Raw genomic sequence first — 19662 nt, forward strand, 5'->3', positions numbered from 1 at the left:
AATAGCTAAGCCGGGCTCAGGATAATTAAAAAGTATTCACCTGTACTCCACTAAGCGTGAGCGAAGAAAATATTCTGATAAAATTTTTCCATTTCATGCTTTTCTTACCTCTGTTTCTTGATACTTATCATGATAACTATTATCCTCCTCACGGCTTAATGAGGAACCTCACATGACAGAAGACGAACTGTTTGCCCGCAGGCCGCTGGGAATGCGCATGGCGATGATTGTGCGCCAGTGGCGCGCCACTATTGATCACGCGCTTGCCGATACCGGCCTCACGCAGTCCGGCTGGACGGTGCTGATGCAGCTTAGCCAGTTGGGCGATAACGTCTCAGTCAGTGAGCTGGCGGAAGTGCAGGGCATTGAACTGCCGCCGTTGATGCGTACCCTCACGCAGCTTGAAAACCAGGGGTTGCTTGCGCGCACCACATCGCCCTATGACAAGCGTATCCGTCTGCTGGCGCTTACGCCGGAAGGCCATGCCATGCTGGAAAAAATCACCATTGTGATTGAGGCCTGTCAGGAACGTGCGGCGCAAAACATCCCGGCTGAGAATATGGAGATTTTCAGCGCCACATTGAATCAGATCGCCTGCAATTTGCGGAATATCCGCGAAGAAGATAACAAGACTCAATAAACCATGATGACGCCAGAACAAAAGTTTGCCCGCTGGGTAAGGGTGAGTATTGCCTCTTTCCTGCTGATGTTTGTCTACTTTATCGTTGCCGATATTTGGATCCCCCTGACGCCGGACGCCACCGTGATGCGCGTGGTGACTCCGGTATCGTCGCGCGTGTCCGGCTATGTCGCGAACGTTTATGTCCAGAACAACAGCGTGGTGAAGAAGGGCGACGTGCTCTACGAGCTCGATGCTACGCCGTTTAACAACCAGGTGGAAGCCGCGCAAATCGCCCTGGCACAGGCGCGACTCACCAATCAACAGCTGGACGCGCAGATTGCGGCAGCCGAAGCGAACCTCAAAACCGCACAGCTCACCGCGCAAAATGACAAAGTGACTTTTGACCGCTATCAGCGTCTGGGAGCGATGCAAAACGTCTCGCAATCCGACCTGGATAAAGTGCGCACCACCTGGCAGAGCAGCGTACAGGCGGTGAATAACCTCAACGCGACCATTCACGCCCTGACGATTGAGCGCGGTGAGCGCAATGACAGCCGCAATGTGACGTTGCAAAAATATCAAAACAGCCTGGAGCAGGCGCAGCTCAACCTTGGCTGGACGCAGGTGCGTGCCGAGGTAGGGGGGAAGGTGAGTAACCTGCAACTGAGCCCCGGCTATTATGCCGCCGCCGGGAGTGCCACCCTGGCGCTGGTGCATGACAGCGCCGATATCGTGGCGGATTTCCGCGAGAAAAGCTTGCGTCATACTCACGCCGGTACGGATGCTGCGGTGGTGTTTGATGCGTTACCGGGCCATGTGTTTCGCGCCCATGTTACCAGCAGCGATGCGGGCGTGTTAGCCGGGCAAGAAGCGGTTAACGGCGAGTTGTCGCAACCGGAAACCTCCAACCGCTGGGTGCGTGACGCGCAACGCATGCGTATTCACGTGGCGCTGGACGAGACGCTGCCGGCGTCCCTGCCGACCGGCGCGCGCGCCACCGTGCAGTTGTATAACAGCGAAGGGCTGTTTGCCCGTTTCTTCTCAGGGCTGCAAATCCATCTCGTCAGCTGGCTGCACTATGTCTATTAATACCCTGGCGCGCGTCTTTACGCCGCACGGCAACATTGTCTATACCGCCAATGATTTTCGCCAGACGTTGCGTATCGTATTTGCCGGGATGCTCGCGCTGAGCATCTCCAGCTTTTACAATACCAGCTACGGCGTCTTTTACGTGGTTTACCCGGTCATGTTGCTTTCACTGGTGCCCGTGTTTAATGGCCATGTGGCGAAGCAATTTATTTTTAGTGCGGTGCTGAACTGCGTCGAAATGCTGTTGATCATCGGCTATTTGTCGAAATGGCCGCTCATCATGACGCTGGTAGTATTCGGCCTGTATGTGATGCGTTTTCGTTTTATGAGCAAGGGGCCGCTGTTTCTGTTTGGTTCCGCCGGGGTGGTGTGTCAGAGCACGATGCTCAACTTTATGAGCTACCCGGCCAGCGACTGGCATACGCTAATCTTCTCGAACATCGAAGCCAGCGTAATGGCGGTGGCGCTTAGCGCGCTGATGCATTATCTGATCCCGGATGTAACACCGCGCAATCCGCCGCCGCGGATCGAAAAAAGCGATGCCCGTGTGCGGCATGAATCCCTGCTTTCTGGCACCGTGGCGACGATGATCTTTGTTGTCTTCCAGATAAGCGATCTCAGTGATTCGCTGTCGGCGCTGATGGCGGGGATCCTGATCCTGTTCCCGATGCACTATCGCGGCGCGGTGATGAGTTCGCTATGGCGTGTGGTAGGGGTGGTTCTCGCCTGTCTGTATATCCTGCTGGTGCAGCTGATTCTCTACAATCACAGCAGCCATATGTTGCTGATGATGCCGCTGATTGGTCTTGGGCTGGCGTTTAGCGCGCGGCTACATGTGATGGAAAAGGTGGGGGCGGGCGTTGGCTTTTCCAGCGTAACCACGATTGGCATTATGTTTGGGCAGAACCTGCACCCGGACACCGACCTGGTGTTCAGCGATCTGTATCGCATCGTGTCGGTGACGGTTGCTTTACTGGGCACGCTGACAATGGTGTTTCTGGTGCACCTGATCTTAAACCGCTTTGAAGCGACGCGTTTTGTGATTGACGATCAGTAGATCTTTTTCAGATCCATCTCTTCCTGAATGCGTTCACTGTACGCAGCATGGGTGCGGATGGCTTCGTCGATCCCGGCGTTAAACAGCGTCGGGCCGAGGTTGTCGATCACGAAATCAACAAAGAATTCGGCGTCGAATTGTTCCAGTTCGAGGTCGAAGTTGTCGGCGCAGTAGCGTTGCAGTTTCTCGCGTAGCATCTCGCGTTCGCTGTGGCTGAGATCGATTTTGCTCATTGGGCTTCCTGGCTCGAGAAAAAGGGCATCATAGCAGAGGTTAGTGGTAAAGCGGTCCCGGATGGCGGCACGCTTTTCCCCCTCTCCCCGTGGTCTGAAGGATCCCCACAAAAAATGCGAGCACGATCGGTTCCCTCTCCCCGTGGGAGAGGGCCAGGGTGAGGGGGACAATGTGGCTCTGGTGGTCATTCCGTTCACTTCATGCTCATTGCTTCTCTGTCACGTCAGAACCCGTGAACGTGCCAGGGTGGTTCCCGCCACCACCCTGGCGACCCGGGCTCCCGGCCAGGAAAATCGCCGCTGGCGCGGTCCATGATGCTTATGTCGTCTGACTTTCGGGTCGGGGACCAGCCTGCGTCCTTGCAGGCTATCCCCTCCGCCCGCATCCCTGCGGGCGGCCCCGGTCAGCCGTCAACGCCTCATCGATTTTCAGCCGGACCCTGTCATCGCTGTGACTTTTGTATTCTTACGGCGCAGTGTTATCGCTGTAAAACGTAATATTACTGGGGATTCCTCAGCCCTGTGGGTGAGGGCATCAGGCCGCACGGCGCCATTTTCCCGGATGCGGCTACGCCTTATCCGGGCTACCAAACCCGCTCCCGGTAAGCGCAGCGCCATCGGGGAAAATCCCGGATGATGGCAAGCTTTTCTCCCTCTCCCCGTGGGAGAGGGTTGGGGTGAGGGCATCAGGCCGCACGGTGCCATTTTCCCGGTACGACTAATACACTGCCACCTGCTCAAACGCTTCTCCCTCGCAGCGGTAAACCGCCTGCGTTGCGCCGGGCAGCACCCACTGTTGTTCGACGCCGGGTGGGCATTGCAGACGAATGCATAACCCGCAGCCACCACGCAGGGTGCGGGGAATATCCGCCACGCGAAACGGTACACCGGCGGCCTGCAACAGCTTGCGGGTCTGCACCACGCCGACGGTGGAGTGAAATAAAAACAGAAACTCTACCATCAGCGTGCCCTCTGGCGCTGGCCAATCAGCGCCGCGCCAATCGCCCCGGCGTACTGAGCATCGTCATGGGTATGCACCGCCATGTTCAGGTGTTCACTCAACATGGCCCGGAAACGGGCGCAGTGGCTGACGCCGCCGGTAAACAGCAGCGGTCCTTGTGTAGTGAGACGCGAAATAAAGTGCCCGCTGCGCCGCGCCATGGCGTTAATTACCCCTGCCAGAATGGCCTCCGGGGCCACGCCCGCAGAGCGCAGGCTGATCACTTCTGATTCGGCGAACACGGTGCACATGCTGGTCAGCGGATGTGGGGTGATGCCGTCAGTAATACCGTCCAGCACCTCCACCGTGGTGCCCAGGGTGCGGGAAATCACTTCCAGAAAGCGCCCCGTCCCGGCGGCGCATTTGTCGTTCATCAGAAAATCGGTGAGATTGCCCTGTTCATCGAGCTGGATAACTTTGCTGTCCTGGCCGCCGATATCAATCACCGTACGTGCCTCCGGCAACAGCAGGCGCGCCCCCAGGCCGTGACAGGAAATCTCCGTCACCTGCTTATCGGCAAAATCCACCAGCTGTCGCCCGTATCCGGTGAGGGTCAGGAAGGGTGTTTCTTGCAGACCAGCCCGCAGTGTCTGCCAGGCATCATGAATGCTGTCTGCCGGGCGAAACGAGGTGGGACAGAGAAAACGCCGGACAATGGCGTTCCCTTCCAGCAATATTCCTTTGGTGGTGGTCGAACCGGAATCAATACCTATCGTGAACGTCACCCTGGCTCCTTACAGCATCTCAATAAACGCGGCGACGCGGGTACTGAGCTGCCCGATGTCGGCGGTGGAGTAGTCCGTCTCAATCGCCATATAAGGAATGTTGTGCTGCTGGCGCACGTGACGTTTGATGGCAAGCGATTCCACCGCATAGGTATGGCAGGCCTGCAAAATCACGTCCACCACCCCATCGGCCTGGTACTCTTCCACCATCTGGCTCAGCAAACGCAGGCGTTCGGTATTTGGCGAAATACAGGAGCAGCCAATCGCCAGATATTTGTCGGTCAGCGCGTCATACACATCACCCTCTTCCGCCACATTGCGTTCGGTGGCTTTCGCGCCGGTGCAGTTTTCATAGCCCACCACCCAGCCGCCGTTCTCTTCAATGGCGCGCACCACTTTTTCGGCCGCGCCGCCAATCGGGCAGCCGGTGATCAAGATGCGCGGACGTGACTCCAGCCGCTTGCCCTGTTCCCACTCGGATTTCACGCGGACAGTCATCTCATTGAGTTCACTGATCAATGCGTTTTTATCGAAACGGAAGGTCGCGCCGTACACCACTTTCAGGATGTCTGCTCCGCTCAGCGCGGGTGGGTTAAGCTGCCCCAGACGGTAGAAATCCGCCGTCGCCTGACGTTCGCGGTTTTTCAGCACGATGGCCTCGCGCAGGGCGGCTTCGCTGATTGGCTGGCCGAAGCGTTCCTCGATGTGCTGTTGCAGGCGCAGGATTTCCGATTTCCACAGCGCACGGGAGGCGGCATCCGTTGCGCTGTTGGGTAGCTGCATCACATGGACGGCTTTGAAATCCGCCATGTACTCATACATTTTTTTCTTGCCGTCGCAGGTGGTTTCACCCACCACCAGGTCAGAGAAATAGAAGTACGGGCATTTGTCGGTTTTACCGAAACCGTAGCTGCTTTTTATCAGCGGGCAGAGGTTACGCGGCAGATCTTTTTCCGCTTCTTCAATGGTTTCGTCGTTGGTGGAGCACAGCGACACCACAACGGCCCCGGCGGCCATCGCGATTTCCTGTGGCATAAAAGTACAGTAGGTGCCGACCAGCGGATTTCCGCGTTCTTTCAGTTCCATCACGGTGAGAAAACCTTTCTGGCGGGCGTCGGAGAATTGCTCAAAGATTTGCGGAAGTTCTGTAATAAGAGACATGTTTTTTCCTTCCCCGTCACACGGGAGATCCTAAAAAACGAGGCGGTCTGCTGCCGCCGAAGGAAGGATTATAACCATTATGAATGTATGGTTTTGTTGATCTGCCGCGAGATTAGCGGCATTCAGAGGTGTGGTACTGCTGCACCCGACGTACCAGACGGGTCAGGCAGAGTATGGCCAGGCAACCGGTGACCAGCGCCAACAGATGAAACGGAATACGCCCGCCGCCAGAGAACCACAGCCAGCGCGCGACTTCGATTAATAGCGCCACGGTAGTGAGCACCACGATGTTGAGCGACGCCGACACGGTACCTTTCGGTAAGTTATTAGAAAACAGCGTAAAACGGTACAGGGTCGAGAAAATCAGCCCGATGCCAAAGCAATAGATGCTGGTGCCGGCCACCGACCAGAACCAGAGGTGCGGAAAGAGCAGATTCCCGGCAAGCAACGTCACCAGCCCGACCAGCTGGATGGGCACGGTACGACGGATATAGCGTGGGTCGGTCGGATCGTCCACAACGCGCATCACCACGATATTGGCGGCGATCAGCGCTCCAAATACCGGGATCTGCGCCCAGGCAAATTCCGCGGTGGTCATGCCGCCCGCGTCGATCAGAATCACCGGGGAGACGGCCACCCAGCTCATGAGCGGAATATAATAAAGCGCAAGCGTGGCGGCACCGTTGAGGAAAGCGCGGTTGCGGAATACCGCGCAAAAATCCTCTACCACGCTCATTACCCGTAGCGGTGTCTCCTGCCTTTTAACGGTTTCCGGCATGGCCAGCATCAGCCCAAGCCAGGCCATAAAACCAAGGGCGGCGATCACCGCGAAAATGACCTTCCAGTGGACAAAATGCATTAACGCCGCGCCACCCAGCGGCCCAATCACCGGGGCCAGCAGCACCGCCGAGGTGATAAGTGACATCAGTTTGATGGCTTGAGTGGGTTCAAAGGCTTCCTGGATGGTGACGTATCCGACCGTTGAGATAAAACAGATGCTGGTGCCCTGGATAAAGCGCGCCGCCAGGAACTGCTCAAAGGTGGTGGTGAACAGGGTGGCAAGACAGGCAAGGGTAAAAATCAGCGCCCCGGTCAGCAGCACCGGGCGACGCCCAATTCTGTCAGAAAGGGGGCCTAACGCCCATTGCAGCGCCATGCCGCCTGCCATGTACAGGCTAACAGAGAGCGGTGCGAGGCTGACATCGCCGTCAAAATCGCGCACCACCTGAATGATGCCCGGCTGGATCATGTCGGTGGTGAGGTAGGCGGCAAAATCATAGAGCACCAGGGCCATCGGGAAGATAAAGACCCCGGCGTAACGGGCAAAAAAAGCAGGCTTCCATGACATAACACTCTCCTTTTACGGCGTTTCTTACCGCACGCCTCTATTGTGCGAGCAGATAATTTATATGTCGACGTGATTTTTGCCGCTTTTTTAACCTATGGACAGGGAAAGCAGGGCGGGGATCTGCGAGAGCAGGTAGAGCACAAGGCCAATCGATCCGCCCACAAGCGTGCCGTTGATGCGGATAAATTGCAGATCTTTGCCAATGTTCAGCTCGATCTGGTGCGACATGTCGCGGGCATCCCAACTTTTCACGGTATCGCTGATATGGCGGGTCAGAAACTCGGCAAAATCCGGTGCGACGCTGTGAGCCGCCTGCTCCAGGTGTTCATTAAGCGAGTTGCGCAGTGCGCCGTCCGCCAGCAGCGTTTCGCCAAACCAGAGTCCGGCTTCGGTGATGCGCTGTTTAATACGCGAATCATCGGCCTGCATATCGGTCTTCATCCAGTCGCGCAGGTCACCCCACATCTCGCCCAGATAGCGGTTAAACGCGTCATCTTCTTTCAGGTAGCGTTTAATATTATCGGCCCTGGCAGCCATCTCCGGATCGGTCTTCAGGTTGGCGATCAGTTTCAGTACCGCCTTATCAAAGGCACGACGGATCTGATGTGCGCTATCGTGGGTGACATCATCCAGCAATGTGTTCACCGCGCGCGTGACCATCACAGCACTTTGTTCACCCAGCCATTCGGTGGGCAAAATTTTGGCCTTCCGCGGATGTTCGGTTTTCAGCCAGCGCACAATCTGGCTGGCGATAAAGTCCCGGCTGCTCTCCTTTTGCAGCAGGATGATCATCTGGCCAATCAGGGCATCCAGCAGTACCTGATGGCGCTGGTTTTTGGTCATGCTCTCCAGCATCAGCGCGCCGGTTTCGGTGAGATCGACTTTATCGATCGCCCGGTGTACCGCGCGTTTAAGCAGGTTTTTGATCCTTGTATCGTCCGCCAGTTCCAGAAATCCGCTCATCACCTGCATCAGGTGCTGGCCGACACGACGGGCGTTATCCGGCTGGCTGAACCAGACGCCAATCATCTGCGCGGGTTGATGACGGTGAATGAGTGCGACCAGCGACTGGGTGTCGAGAAATTTTTCCTGCACGAACTGCCCGAGATTGTCGCCGATGCGGTCTTTATTGCGCGGAATAATCGCCGTATGGCGGGAGATAAAGGGCAGGGGGACGCGGCGAAACAGCGCCACCACGGCGAACCAGTCTGCCAGCGCGCCGACCATCGCCGCCTCGGCAATGGCCTTCACCCCGCTGACCCAGGAGTTGGGCGGCAGAAAAAGAGTGACGATGAATGTCGCTACCGCGATCAGCAGTAATGAGAGCGCCAGGCGTTTGGCGCGTTTGAGTTCTGTGATTTTGTTCATGGTTTAAGCATAGAGCAGAGTGGCAGTTTCGCTTGGTTTTCAAGGTGAAGCGCGGTGGCGACGGTTCCCCTCATCCCGGCCTTTTCCCAAAGCGGCGAGAGGGAAAGGCCGGGCGAAAACCAAATATTGCATCTTCGTATGTCGGGGGTATGGTAGTCGCAGAAAAGATGGATAAAGGATGCGCTGACATGACGCTTACGATAATTGCCGCTGTGATTGCCGCCCTGCTGGGCGGTGCGTTTGGCTGGCTTCTTACCCAACAGACATTTACCCGCAAAATAGCTGCGCTGGAGCATGACCATGAGCTGGCGGAAGACGAACTGGCGGCAACCCAAAAACGGCTGCGCGAGCAGGAAGCCAAAACCGAAGCGGCGCGCAACGAAAAGCACCAGCGGGATATCGACGTTAGCGCTATGCGCCAGCAAATCAGCGACCTGAAAGGGAGAGCGGATGAGGTTTTGCAGCGTCTGGTCAGAACGGAAGCGCAACTGGAAGAAGAGCGCCGTCTGTCGGGCCAGCTCGACCATGACTATACCGAGCTAAAAACCACCCTTGAGCAGCGCGAGCACCATTTCCGTGAACAGTTTGCCAGCCTCGAAGAAACCAAAAAATCGCTGTCGCGTGAGTTTGAAAATATCGCCAATAAGATTTTCGAAGAGAAGGGCAAAACCTTCACCACCACCAGCAAAAACAGCCTGGATGACATGCTTAAGCCGTTCCGTGAGCAAATTGAAGGCTTCCAGAAACGGATTAATGAAGTCCACGATGCCTCCATTCGTGGCAATGCTGACCTGAATGCAGAGATTAAAAAGGTGCTCGATGTCGGTCTGAAAATGAGTACCGAGGCGACCAACCTGACCTCGGCGCTGAAAGGCGATTCCCAACAGCGTGGCGCCTGGGGCGAGGCACAGCTACGCCGGACGCTGGAGATGAGCGGGCTGGTAGAAAAAGAGCATTTCGAGGTTCAGAGCGCCTTTACAGACGAAAACGGCCGCCGGAAGCAGACGGACTATCTCATTCGTTTGCCGGACAACAAACACATCATTATCGACAGCAAAGTGTCGCTCAATGCCTATGACCGCGCCTGTTCCGCCGAAACGCCACAAGAGCAGCAGCACGCGATGGATGAGCACATCATGGCGGTGCGTCGCCACATCGACGATCTGGCCTCGAAGGATTACACCAGCCTGGCGGGTATTCGCAGCCCGAGTTTTGTGCTGATGTTTATGCCCCTCGAAGCGGCCTATATTGAGGCGCTGAAAACCAATAAAGGGCTGTTTGAATACGGTTACCGTAAAGGGATTGTGCTGGTTTCCCATACCACGCTGATCCCGATTCTGCGTACCGTCTCCAACCTGTGGATGATTGAACGTAGTAACAGCGAAGCTCGGGAAATCAGCGAGCGAGCCGGGGAGATCTTCAATACCGTGTGCCTGGTGGCTGAGCGCTTAAGTAAACTTGGCGGCACGTTAACCACCGCCAGCAACCAATATAACGCCACCGTGACCTCGCTGGTGGGCAGTCAGGGGTTGTATGGCAGAGTGGAGCGCTTTGGCAAACTCTCCGAGAAGGTCAATAAGGAGCTGCCGAAGCTTGAGATTTCTCACCGCGACTTCGAGCACGAACGGATGGCGATGATCGTTGAAGCGATACAGGAGCCCGAGGCTATCGAGGAAGACCCCGCCGCGCTGCCGGAAACACCTTCGCAAGCCGTTAACGAGCGCTAAGGATGGCGTTTTTCAGATTTTCATATGTATTTTTTGTGGCTACAATGTAGCCACATAATGAAGGAGGACCTATGGACTCTGTTATCCGATCGCGTATCGACAAAGAGCTGAAAGAACGAGCGGCTAGCGTGCTGGAAGAGTGTGGACTGAGCTGGAGTGTGGCTATCCGCTTGTTTGCTGAGCAAATCGTAAAACATGAAGGGCTACCCTTTGAAGTAACCCGTAACCCGACTGTCCGTCTGCAAACCGCAATGCACGAAGCAGATGAGATTATTACGCACCGGCATGGACGCTTTGAGAGTGCAGAACAGCTTATGGACAGCCTGAATCATGGTAAAAAGCAAACGGACTAACTTGCCATTCCGATCGGATTACACCCGCTCTTTTATCAAAGCCTGGGAACGCTATAACAAAGCCGGGCGGCGGGATATGAACGAAACGGCCGCCATCATGGCCATGGTTCTTTCCGGTAACCCGCTTCCTGCGCAATATAACGACCATGCGTTGACCGGCAATATGCAAGGTTTCAGGGAGCTGCATATCGGTGGGGATTATTTGCTGGTGTATAAGCTTGAGTCCGAAAAGCACGTGGTCGTGTTCACTGATTTAGGGACTCATGCCGAATTGTTCGAATAACAAACAGCCTGAAACGACATCATACGTGGTCATTGTCCGGCGTATGATGTCCCCTCGACTGACCCTAAGTGAAAAGAAACCATGAGCGCTATTGCTGCTAATTTGTCCCGCTTTCGCGACGCGATCGTCAATTTTTCCGGTCACAAAACGCCCGGTGAGTTACCCGCTGAATTTTTGCTGGCGCAGGAGGAAAACCTTGCCCAGTACTACATTCCCTTTGATGCGGTAAATACCCGTGCGCTGGTGGTGCTGGTGGGGATAACGCCTGGGTATGTGCAGTGGTATAACGCGGTGACGACGGCACAGAAAATACTGCGTGACGGCGGCGATGACGCGCTGGCGTTACGTGAAGCGAAAAAACACGGGGCGTTTAGCGGACCACTGCGTAATAACCTGGTCAAATTGCTTGATGGTATTGGCCTGGCGCAGATGCTGTCTCTGGATTCCAGCGCGCAGCTTTTTACCGACCATACCGGGCTGGTGCATTGCACGTCGCTCTATACCCAGCCGCTGTTTGTGCAGGGCGTCAATTACAACGGTAAGCCGCATTTTTCCCGCTCCGCATTATTGCGAGCGTCGATTGACGAAGGATTCGCCGTGGAAGCGGTGGCGCTGAAAAAAGCGGTGTTTATTCCGCTGGGACCAGTGGCGACAGAAGGGGTTAATGTGCTGGTAAGCCGGGGTGTGCTGGATGAGGTGCGGGTATTGTCCGGGCTGCCGCATCCATCCGGTGCCAATATGGAGCGGATTAGCTATTTTCTCGGGTTGAAAGCGCGCGACACGCTGTCGAGTCGCACCAATGCGGATCTGCTTGATCAGGCAAAAGCCAGTTTACTGGCGAAGGTCAATAAACTGGCGTTCATATAGTGTGGCGTCAGGCTTTCAGGCCGGCAAAGGCGTCGCGGATGTCCTGCTCCGGCAACTGGATGCCGATAAACACCAGCGTGCTGTGCGGCGGCTCGTCGCCCCACGGGCGGTCCCAGTCGGCACTGTAAAGCCGCTGTACTCCCTGGAATAACAGGCGGTTGGGCTCGCCATCAATCCACAGCATGCCCTTGTAGCGCAATAACTTGTCGGCAAACGACAGCAGCAGGTTTTCCATGACCCGTGAGACCGCGCTGATATCGACCGGATAATCCAGCTCCACCACAATGGATGAGACATCGTTCTGCTTGTCGGCAATAAAGTGGAAGCGTGGTTTTGCGGTGATGTTCTCTTCCAGCATAAAGCCGTTGGTATTAAACAACAGCTCAAGGTTGATATCACCGTGGGTGACGGTATAGATCGGCGCACGGGCGTTGATGCGGCCCAGGCGTTCGCGCAGTTTTTCGCTTTCACCGGCGACATCGGTTTTGGTCAGCAGAATGCGGTCGGCATAACCCACCTGCGACTGGGCGATGGTGAACTGGTTCATCTGCTCATCTGCATGCACGGCATCCACCAGCGCGATCACGCCATCCAGCAGATAACGCTGGCAGAGGATCTCATGGGAAAAGAAGGTCTGGATAATCGGCCCCGGATCGGCCATGCCGGTACACTCGATCACCAGGCGATCAAAGGCGACATCGCCGCGATCGCGGCTATCGAGCAAGTCGAGCAGGGCATCTTCCAGTTCGCTGGAGCGGGTACAGCAGATACAGCCGTTGGTCAGGGTTTTGATTTGCGTGGCGCGGTCGCCAATCAGCTGGTCATCTACGGAGACTTCGCCGAACTCGTTTTCGATGACGGCGATTTTAAAACCGTGCTGTTCATTGAGGATGTGGCGCAGCAGGGTGGTTTTACCTGCGCCGAGAAAGCCGGTGAGTAGGGTAACGGCAATCGGGGTCATGCTCTCTCCTTTAGCAGCAGCGTACGCCGCCTTCGCCACTTCCGCCGTAGCGCGCTTCCTGGCGCTCGCGAAAGAATTCGTTGTAGGTCATGTACGGCTTGTCCGGATGGTTGGTTTTCATATGTTCAACGTAGTTGTCATAGTCCGGGATGCCAATCAGCATCTTCGCCGCCTGACCAAGGTATTTTTTTGCCTGGCCTAAAGTACCAAACATTCTGCCGTCCTGTTAATGAATAAAGCCGGATGACGGCTTGCGCCTTATCCGGCCTACGTTAGCTACACTCTGTAGGCCGGGTAAGCGCAGCGCCACCCGGCATCAGTTTTAATGGTGTGAAGAGGTCTTCACGCCGCCTTCCGGTACCGGAACATACGGGGTTTCTTTGTCGGTACGCACGGTGTTGTTACGCACGTTCAACCAGGTTTTGATACCGTAGAAGATGATGCTGTACACGACCACCAGGAACAGAATACTCAGACCTGCGTTGGTGTAGTTGTTCACCACGATATGGTTCATGTTGGCAATCTGCTGTGCGGTCAGCTCAGAGCCGCCGGCAGCGATCTTCTCTTTGTACTGGTTAGCCATGTACAAGAAGCCTTCCAGTTGCGGGTTCGTGCTGAACAATTTCAGACCCAGCGCCCAGGTGGTGCACAGCAGCAGCCACAGCGCCGGAACCACGGTGACCCAGATGTATTTTGTACGCTGCATTTTCACCAGCACCACCGTACCCAGCATCAGGGCGACTGCCGCCAGCATCTGGTTAGAGATACCGAACAGCGGCCACAGGCTCTTCACGCCGCCCAACGGGTCAACCACACCTTGATACAGCAGGTAGCCCCACAGTCCAACGCAACCTGCGGTACCGATGATACCCGCGACCAGGGAGTCGGTTTTCTTGAGGAACGGTACGAAGTTACCCAGCAGATCCTGCAGCATAAAGCGGCCAGCACGGGTACCGGCATCCAGCGCGGTCAGGATGAAAAGAGCTTCAAACAGGATACCGAAGTGGTACCAGAAGCCCATGTCTGCCATCGGCATGATTTTGTGGAACACATGCGCAATACCTACAGCCAGCGTTGGCGCACCACCTGCACGGTTCAGTACGGACGGTTCACCGATATCTTTTGCCGTTTGCAGAATCTGCTCAGGGGAGATCACGAAGCCCCAGGAGCTAACCGTTGCCGCCGCGTGCGCGGTGACATCTTTCAACTGCGCCAGAATCATCGGCGCATTGTCGCCGCCCAGCTCATGCAGGTTCGGCATGGTAATGCCAAGGCCAGCCGGCGGGGTGTTCATCGCAAAGTAGAGACCCGGTTCAATGATGGATGCCGCAACCAGCGCCATCACCGCAACGAAGGACTCCATCAGCATGGCACCGTAACCGATAAAACGCGCGTCGGTTTCATTCGCCAGCAGTTTCGGCGTGGTACCGGAAGCGATCAGCGCATGGAAGCCAGAGACCGCGCCACAGGCGATGGTGATAAACAGGAACGGGAACAGCGCACCTTTCCACAGCGGGCCGGTACCGTCGATGTACTGCGTTACCGCAGGCATTTTCAGTTCTGGGTTGAGGATAACAATACCCAACGCCAGCCCCACGATAACGCCGATTTTCAGGAAGGTTGCCAGATAGTCACGCGGCGCAAGGATCAGCCATACCGGCAACAGCGCAGAGATAAAGGCATAACCAATCAGCGCGAAGGTAATGGTCGTGTCTTTGAAGGTCAGCGCCGGGCCCCAGTACGGGTCGTGGGCGATGATGCCGCCGAAATAGATGGAGGCCACCAGCAGCACGATACCAATGACCGACACTTCACCCACGCGGCCTGGGCGCAGGAATCGCATGTAGATACCCATAAACAGGGCAATCGGTACCGTGGAACAAACGGTGAACACGCCCCACGGACTTTCGGCCAGGGCTTTTACCACGATCAGCGCCAGCACGGCGAGGATGATGATCATGATTAAGAAGCAGCCGAACAGGGCGATAGTCCCCGGTACACGGCCCATCTCTTCTTTAACCATCTCACCCAGAGAGGCGCCATTACGGCGTGAAGAGATAAACAGCACCATGAAGTCCTGCACCGCACCGGCCAGGACGACGCCTGCCAGCAGCCACAGGGTACCCGGCAGGTAGCCCATTTGCGCTGCCAGTACCGGGCCGACCAGCGGACCCGCACCTGCGATCGCAGCAAAATGGTGACCAAACAGGACGTAACGGTTGGTTGGAACGTAGTTCAGACCATCATTATTAATAACGGCCGGGGTTGAACGTGTCGGATCGAGCTTCATCACCTTTTGCGCGATGTACAAGCTGTAGTAGCGATACGCCACGAGGTAAACAGAAACGGAAGCGACCACGATCCACAGCGCACTGACGTGCTCACCGCGTCGTAAAGCAATGACGGATAAGCAGAAGGCGCCGAGGATGCCGAGGAGCACCCAGGGTATATGTTTGAATAGCTTTTTAGTATCCATGTCAGACCTGATTATCAAGAAAATGAAATCGGAGTTGATGTGTTGAAAGACGGCCTTGCTGGTGCTGATCATGGCAAATTACAAGCGTAAAAAGGGCGCGATCTGACTGAGTGGTATGAATAGCGGGGTAAGCGGTCAACTAAGCGGATAAGCGGTTTTATACGGCGCTAAGCGGCTGAAAATATGTGATAAGGATCACTTGCTGCAGGCATGGCCGACAGGTCGCAGGAAGAGAGACTGTCCGCATATGTTACTATAATGTTAATGATATCAGCGCGTTTCAGCATGATTTCCTTTAAAGTTTTCTCTGGTCGGGCCGAAAATCTGTTACCTGGCTAATGGAAGATAGAAAACATGTTGAATCGTATGAAACTTGTCACCAGTTTACTTTTTGTACTGGGACTTTTTGGTCTTTTGCAGCTCACATCTGGCGGCTTATTCTTTAACGCACTTAAGCACGACAAAGAAAACTTCACTGTGTTGCAGACAATCCGTCAGCAACAATCCACGCTTAACGCCAGTTGGGTGGCGCTTTTGCAGACCCGTAACACGCTGAACCGCGCTGGGATCCGTTACATGATGGATCAGAATCAGATCGGCAGCGGTGCAACGGTGAACGATCTGATGCAGATCGCCAGCACCTCGTTAAAACAGGCAGAAACGCACTGGAAAGAGTATCAGGCTTTACCTCGCGACCCACGTCAGAATGAGGCGGCGGCAGCGGAAATCAATCGTACTTATGATATTTACCACAATGCACTCGCTGAGCTGATTCAGTTGCTGGGTGCAGGCAAAATCAATGAGTTCTTTGATCAGCCGACTCAGGGCTATCAGGACGCCTTTGAGAAGCCGTATCTTGACTACTTGCAGCAAAACGATCGTCTGTATGCTATCGCGGTAGAAGAGAGCAATGGTTCTTACTCGACGGCCGTATGGATAATTATCAGTGTCCTGCTGGTTGTGCTGGTGGTGATTGTCGCCGTATGGCTCGGCATTAAGCGTGGCGTTATCGGTCCGATGAATCATCTGATTGAAAACATCCGCCATATTGCCGGTGGCGATCTGGAACAGACTATCGATGTACACGGTAGCAACGAAATGGGCCAACTGGCCTCCAGCCTTCGTCATATGCAGTCTGAACTGGTGCGCACCGTGGGCGATGTCCGTAACGGCGCTGATGCCATTTACAGCGGCGCGAGCGAAATTTCGGCGGGTAACAACGACCTCTCCTCCCGTACTGAACAGCAGGCCGCTTCGCTGGAAGAGACTGCCGCCAGTATGGAAGAACTGACCGCAACGGTAAAACAAAACGCCGAAAACGCCCGTCAGGCCAGTCATCTGGCTAAGAGCGCATCCGATACCGCGCAGAAAGGCGGTAAAGTGGTGGACAATGTTGTGCAGACAATGCGTGATATTACCGCCAGTTCGCAGAAAATTGCCGATATTATCAGCGTGATCGATGGTATTGCCTTCCAGACCAACATCCTGGCGCTGAACGCCGCGGTAGAAGCCGCACGTGCTGGTGAGCAGGGGCGTGGCTTTGCGGTAGTGGCAGGGGAAGTCCGTAACCTGGCCCAGCGCAGTGCGCAGGCGGCGCGTGAAATCAAGAGTCTGATTGAAGACTCTGTCGGTCGTGTCGAGCTGGGCTCTACGCTGGTAGAAAGCGCCGGTGAAACGATGGACGAGATTGTCAGTGCGGTAACCCGCGTCACCGACATCATGGGCGAAATCGCCTCTGCCTCCGATGAGCAGAGCCGTGGTATCGATCAGGTGGGCCTGGCTGTAGCTGAAATGGACCGTGTGACCCAGCAGAACGCCTCACTGGTAGAAGAATCTGCCGCTGCGGCAGCCGCGCTGGAAGAACAGGCCAGTCGTCTGACGCAGGCGGTTGCCGTGTTCCGTACCCGTCGCGTATCCCGCGAAGCACCGGTTGTCGCATCCACGCTGAAAACCCCATCCGCAAGCCCAATGTCGCGTAAAGCGGCGGTCGGCGACGAAAACTGGGAAACCTTCTGATAAACCTCGCGCCCTGCTGACGCGGGGCGCACTTTATCTTTTTTCATCGTGCTATCCTTGGTTTTTTCCCCCGGAGAAGCACGATGAACCTGACCGCCATTTCTGCCCTTCACTACAGTAGCGAGCAGCTTTCTGCTTTTTTAGGCGAGTGCTTTGAAGGCTACAGTGTCCCTTTTTCGCTTCCCCCCGAGCGCTTTGCGCAACGTTTTGGCGCGGAGGATATCAGCCTGACGGACTCCTGCATCTGGTGGAATGACGACATGCGGGTGGCGGCAGCGATTATTACCCGGCGCGGCGAATCGGCAAGGCTGGGGGCTTTTTCCCTGATTCCGCCTTATCGCGGGAAAGGCTACGGCAAAAAGCTACTGGCTCCGCTGTTGCAGGATTTGCGGGCGAAAGGCGTGCGGCAAATGTGGCTGGAGGTGATTCAGGATAACCTGGCGGGCGTTGGGCTTTATCGTTCACTCGGCTTTGAGATTCGCCAGGGATTATACGGTTTTCAGGGCGATGCGCGTCCCGGCATTGGCGATAATTTGCTGCGTGAGATTAATCCGCTTGAGGTGGTCTGGCGGTCGGTGGGGGAAGTAAAGGGGTCGCTGCCGTGGCTGGTCGACCCGCTCTCTGTGGTGTCGTTGCCGTGCCGGGCATTTGAATATCGCAAACATGCGTATGCCATCGTCGCGACCCTGACAGACAAACCGCAACTGCGCTTTCTCTATGTTGAACCGGAGTACCGCCGCAAAGGCTTTGCCCGCGAGATGCTGATGACTCTCAATCATCACTTTCCTGGCCTGACTACCAGCGTGGCGGTGCCGGAATCCTTCACCCCGCTGTTTTCGTCAGCGGGGTATTCGGTGATGGAGATTAGCCAGTTTGAAATGCGGGCGATGCTGTGATCGCCCGGTTTGTTCATGCGTGTTGCTTCGGATCGCTGATCGGTTGGCGAACCAGCACAACATAAGCAATTGCTCCCAGCACCGTCACACAGCCGCAGATAATCAGCGCCAGGCGGAATGACTGGGTGGTATCGACGATAAACCCGGTCACGATCGGTGCAAACGAGGCGCAGATAAAGCTCGCGAAGTTCTGGATACTGCCCACCGAGGCCGTCATCCTTGATGCCACCGCGACGTGAATCAATCCCCAGCATGATGTTCCCGCAAAGTGGATACAGAACAGCGCCATGCCAATCAGCAAGACTGCGGCCAACGACGTCGTGGCCTCAGGTACGACGAAAGTAAAGGCGGCGGAACAGAGCATCCCGGTGATGATACTGATTTTGCGGCTTTTGATCGGCGCCATGCCACGCCTGACCAGCCAGTCGGTGATATACCCGTTGGTCAGCATCCCGGCAGCGCCAAACAGGAAAGGGATTGCTGCCATCATGCCGGTGCTTTTCAAATCGAGATTGTAAGAGGTTTGCAGGTAGCCAGGCAGCCAGGCAAGGTAGAGCCAGGCGGTGTAGTTGATACCGCTAAAGCCAAGCATCATCCCCCACATCGTTCGGTTACGAAACAGGCTGCGCCATTCTGCGAAACTCAGCGGATCGCGACGAACGTTGACACTGCCAGCATTCAGATAGGCCTGTTCAACGCCGGTTAGCTGCAAATCTTCGCGGTTGCGGTAGAGCATGTACCAGCCAATGGCGAGAAAGATCCCGAGCACGCCGATAACGATAAACATGCCGCGCCAGCCGATCATTAACATCATTGCGGCAAGAATGGGCGGGCTAATGGCGACGCCAATGGTTGATGCGGCGTTAAAAAAGCCCATTGGGCGACCGCGCTCTTTAATGTTGAACCAGTCGTTGATCACTTTCACACCGCATGGGTTCATTGGCGCTTCACCCAACCCCATGCCGATACGTACCAGCACGAATTGAGTGAAGCTGTGCACCATGCCGGAAAGCGCCTGGAACAGCGACCAGAAGAACATGCCCAGGCCGAGCATGATGCGCGGGCCTTTGCGGTCAAGCAGAGGGCCACACGGAAGCTGCCCAATACCATAAGCCAATGAAAATACGGAAAGCAGGGCGCCAATTTCGGTGGCACTCAGGCCTAATTCCTGGCGAATGGTTAAATTCGCGACCGATAACGAACTTCTGTCGAGGTAATTGATAACCGCAGCAAAAAATAATAAAAGCATCGCGGTGGTTTGAATTCGCTTAATTCTGGCGCTACGTTTTAATAAACCCTCTGGCGGAACAGGAATATCCGCTTCGGTTGTTTTATCAAACGTTGTCCGTGGGTCGAGGGTAATATCGTTTTTTTCCACGCCTGACTCCAAAAATGTCACTTATCTCCCTGCGTGATTTTTCAACGAAGGAGAAAATATCAATCCCGATACCAGATTAATAAATCTGACACCACTCACTTA

Annotated in this window: 19 protein-coding genes; 9 read left to right on the top strand and 10 right to left on the bottom strand. The window is 55.5% G+C overall.

What is annotated here, in order from left to right:
* Positions 1-172 precede the first annotated feature (172 nt).
* From L2097_RS15865 to L2097_RS15875, 3 genes are read left to right on the top strand one after another with little or no spacing between them, the layout of a single operon-like run.
* Complete coding sequence (locus tag L2097_RS15865) at positions 173-640, top strand: MarR family transcriptional regulator (protein ID WP_047371968.1); 468 nt, start codon at positions 173-175, stop codon at positions 638-640.
* A gap of 3 nt (positions 641-643) precedes the next feature.
* A complete protein-coding gene (locus L2097_RS15870; RefSeq protein ID WP_085005266.1) occupies positions 644-1711 on the top strand; it encodes an HlyD family secretion protein in 1068 nt (355 codons plus the stop codon).
* Positions 1701-2768 carry a DUF2955 domain-containing protein gene (locus L2097_RS15875; RefSeq protein WP_250353275.1) on the top strand — a complete coding sequence of 356 codons (1068 nt, stop codon included), beginning with the start codon at positions 1701-1703 and terminating at the stop codon, positions 2766-2768. Before L2097_RS15870 ends, L2097_RS15875 begins: the two co-directional genes overlap by 11 nt.
* Here L2097_RS15875 and L2097_RS15880 read toward each other — a convergent pair.
* From L2097_RS15880 to L2097_RS15905, 6 genes are all read right to left on the bottom strand, one after another.
* On the bottom strand, positions 2762-3001 hold the full coding sequence (locus L2097_RS15880) for a DUF2164 domain-containing protein (protein ID WP_250353276.1): 240 nt from the start codon (positions 2999-3001) through the stop codon (positions 2762-2764). The two genes, L2097_RS15875 and L2097_RS15880, sit on opposite strands and share 7 nt — an antisense overlap.
* Before the next feature lie 718 nt (positions 3002-3719).
* Complete coding sequence (locus L2097_RS15885; protein WP_250353277.1) at positions 3720-3962, bottom strand: putative Se/S carrier protein; 243 nt, start codon at positions 3960-3962, stop codon at positions 3720-3722.
* Entirely contained in the window at positions 3962-4726 is a 765-nt protein-coding gene (gene yjiL, locus L2097_RS15890; protein ID WP_250353278.1) for a putative 2-hydroxyacyl-CoA dehydratase activator YjiL, read from the bottom strand. Before yjiL ends, L2097_RS15885 begins: the two co-directional genes overlap by 1 nt.
* A 9-nt stretch (positions 4727-4735) precedes the next feature.
* Complete coding sequence (locus L2097_RS15895; protein WP_250353279.1) at positions 4736-5887, bottom strand: double-cubane-cluster-containing anaerobic reductase; 1152 nt, start codon at positions 5885-5887, stop codon at positions 4736-4738.
* A gap of 112 nt (positions 5888-5999) precedes the next feature.
* Positions 6000-7235: an MFS transporter gene (locus L2097_RS15900; RefSeq protein WP_250353280.1), complete on the bottom strand. Its 1236-nt coding sequence runs from the start codon at positions 7233-7235 to the stop codon at positions 6000-6002.
* Positions 7236-7322: 87 nt separating this feature from the next.
* Positions 7323-8603 carry a DUF445 domain-containing protein gene (locus tag L2097_RS15905; RefSeq protein WP_250353281.1) on the bottom strand — a complete coding sequence of 427 codons (1281 nt, stop codon included), beginning with the start codon at positions 8601-8603 and terminating at the stop codon, positions 7323-7325.
* A gap of 188 nt (positions 8604-8791) precedes the next feature.
* On the opposite strand from L2097_RS15905, the gene L2097_RS15910 reads away from it, so the two are divergent.
* The 4 genes from L2097_RS15910 (at position 8792) to L2097_RS15925 (ending at position 11833) form a co-directional block, all read left to right on the top strand.
* Entirely contained in the window at positions 8792-10330 is a 1539-nt protein-coding gene (locus tag L2097_RS15910; RefSeq protein ID WP_250353282.1) for a DNA recombination protein RmuC, read from the top strand.
* Between the two features lie 71 nt (positions 10331-10401).
* Positions 10402-10683 carry a type II toxin-antitoxin system RelB/DinJ family antitoxin gene (locus L2097_RS15915; protein WP_047371959.1) on the top strand — a complete coding sequence of 94 codons (282 nt, stop codon included), beginning with the start codon at positions 10402-10404 and terminating at the stop codon, positions 10681-10683.
* Positions 10661-10966 carry a type II toxin-antitoxin system RelE/ParE family toxin gene (locus tag L2097_RS15920; protein ID WP_047371958.1) on the top strand — a complete coding sequence of 102 codons (306 nt, stop codon included), beginning with the start codon at positions 10661-10663 and terminating at the stop codon, positions 10964-10966. The genes L2097_RS15915 and L2097_RS15920 overlap by 23 nt, the downstream gene beginning before the upstream one ends.
* 81 nt (positions 10967-11047) lie before the next feature.
* Positions 11048-11833, top strand: coding sequence for a hypothetical protein (locus L2097_RS15925; RefSeq protein ID WP_250353283.1), 786 nt, complete (start codon positions 11048-11050; stop codon positions 11831-11833).
* Positions 11834-11840: 7 nt separating this feature from the next.
* On the opposite strand, the gene yjiA is transcribed toward L2097_RS15925, so the two are convergent.
* From yjiA to L2097_RS15940, 3 genes are all read right to left on the bottom strand, one after another.
* Positions 11841-12794 (bottom strand): GTPase, encoded by a 954-nt coding sequence (gene yjiA, locus L2097_RS15930; RefSeq protein ID WP_047371957.1) that lies wholly within the window; start codon positions 12792-12794, stop codon positions 11841-11843.
* 10 nt (positions 12795-12804) lie between these two features.
* Positions 12805-13008, bottom strand: a complete 204-nt coding sequence (locus tag L2097_RS15935) for a YbdD/YjiX family protein (protein ID WP_047371956.1) — start codon at positions 13006-13008, stop codon at positions 12805-12807.
* Positions 13009-13116: 108 nt separating this feature from the next.
* Positions 13117-15270, bottom strand: a complete 2154-nt coding sequence (locus tag L2097_RS15940; RefSeq protein WP_047373402.1) for a carbon starvation CstA family protein — start codon at positions 15268-15270, stop codon at positions 13117-13119.
* A gap of 354 nt (positions 15271-15624) precedes the next feature.
* On the opposite strand from L2097_RS15940, the gene tsr reads away from it, so the two are divergent.
* Together tsr and L2097_RS15950 are read left to right on the top strand one after the other, a co-directional pair.
* Positions 15625-17286, top strand: a complete 1662-nt coding sequence (gene tsr, locus L2097_RS15945) for a methyl-accepting chemotaxis protein (protein WP_250353284.1) — start codon at positions 15625-15627, stop codon at positions 17284-17286.
* Positions 17287-17369: 83 nt separating this feature from the next.
* Positions 17370-18182, top strand: a complete 813-nt coding sequence (locus L2097_RS15950) for a GNAT family N-acetyltransferase (protein WP_250353285.1) — start codon at positions 17370-17372, stop codon at positions 18180-18182.
* Positions 18183-18195: 13 nt separating this feature from the next.
* Here L2097_RS15950 and L2097_RS15955 read toward each other — a convergent pair whose 3' ends face one another.
* On the bottom strand, positions 18196-19560 hold the full coding sequence (locus tag L2097_RS15955; protein WP_085005291.1) for an MFS transporter: 1365 nt from the start codon (positions 19558-19560) through the stop codon (positions 18196-18198).
* Positions 19561-19662 lie beyond the last annotated feature (102 nt).

The organism is Citrobacter sp. MNAZ 1397 (assembly GCF_023613995.1).
In the GTDB taxonomy this organism is placed as follows: domain Bacteria; phylum Pseudomonadota; class Gammaproteobacteria; order Enterobacterales; family Enterobacteriaceae; genus Phytobacter; species Phytobacter ursingii.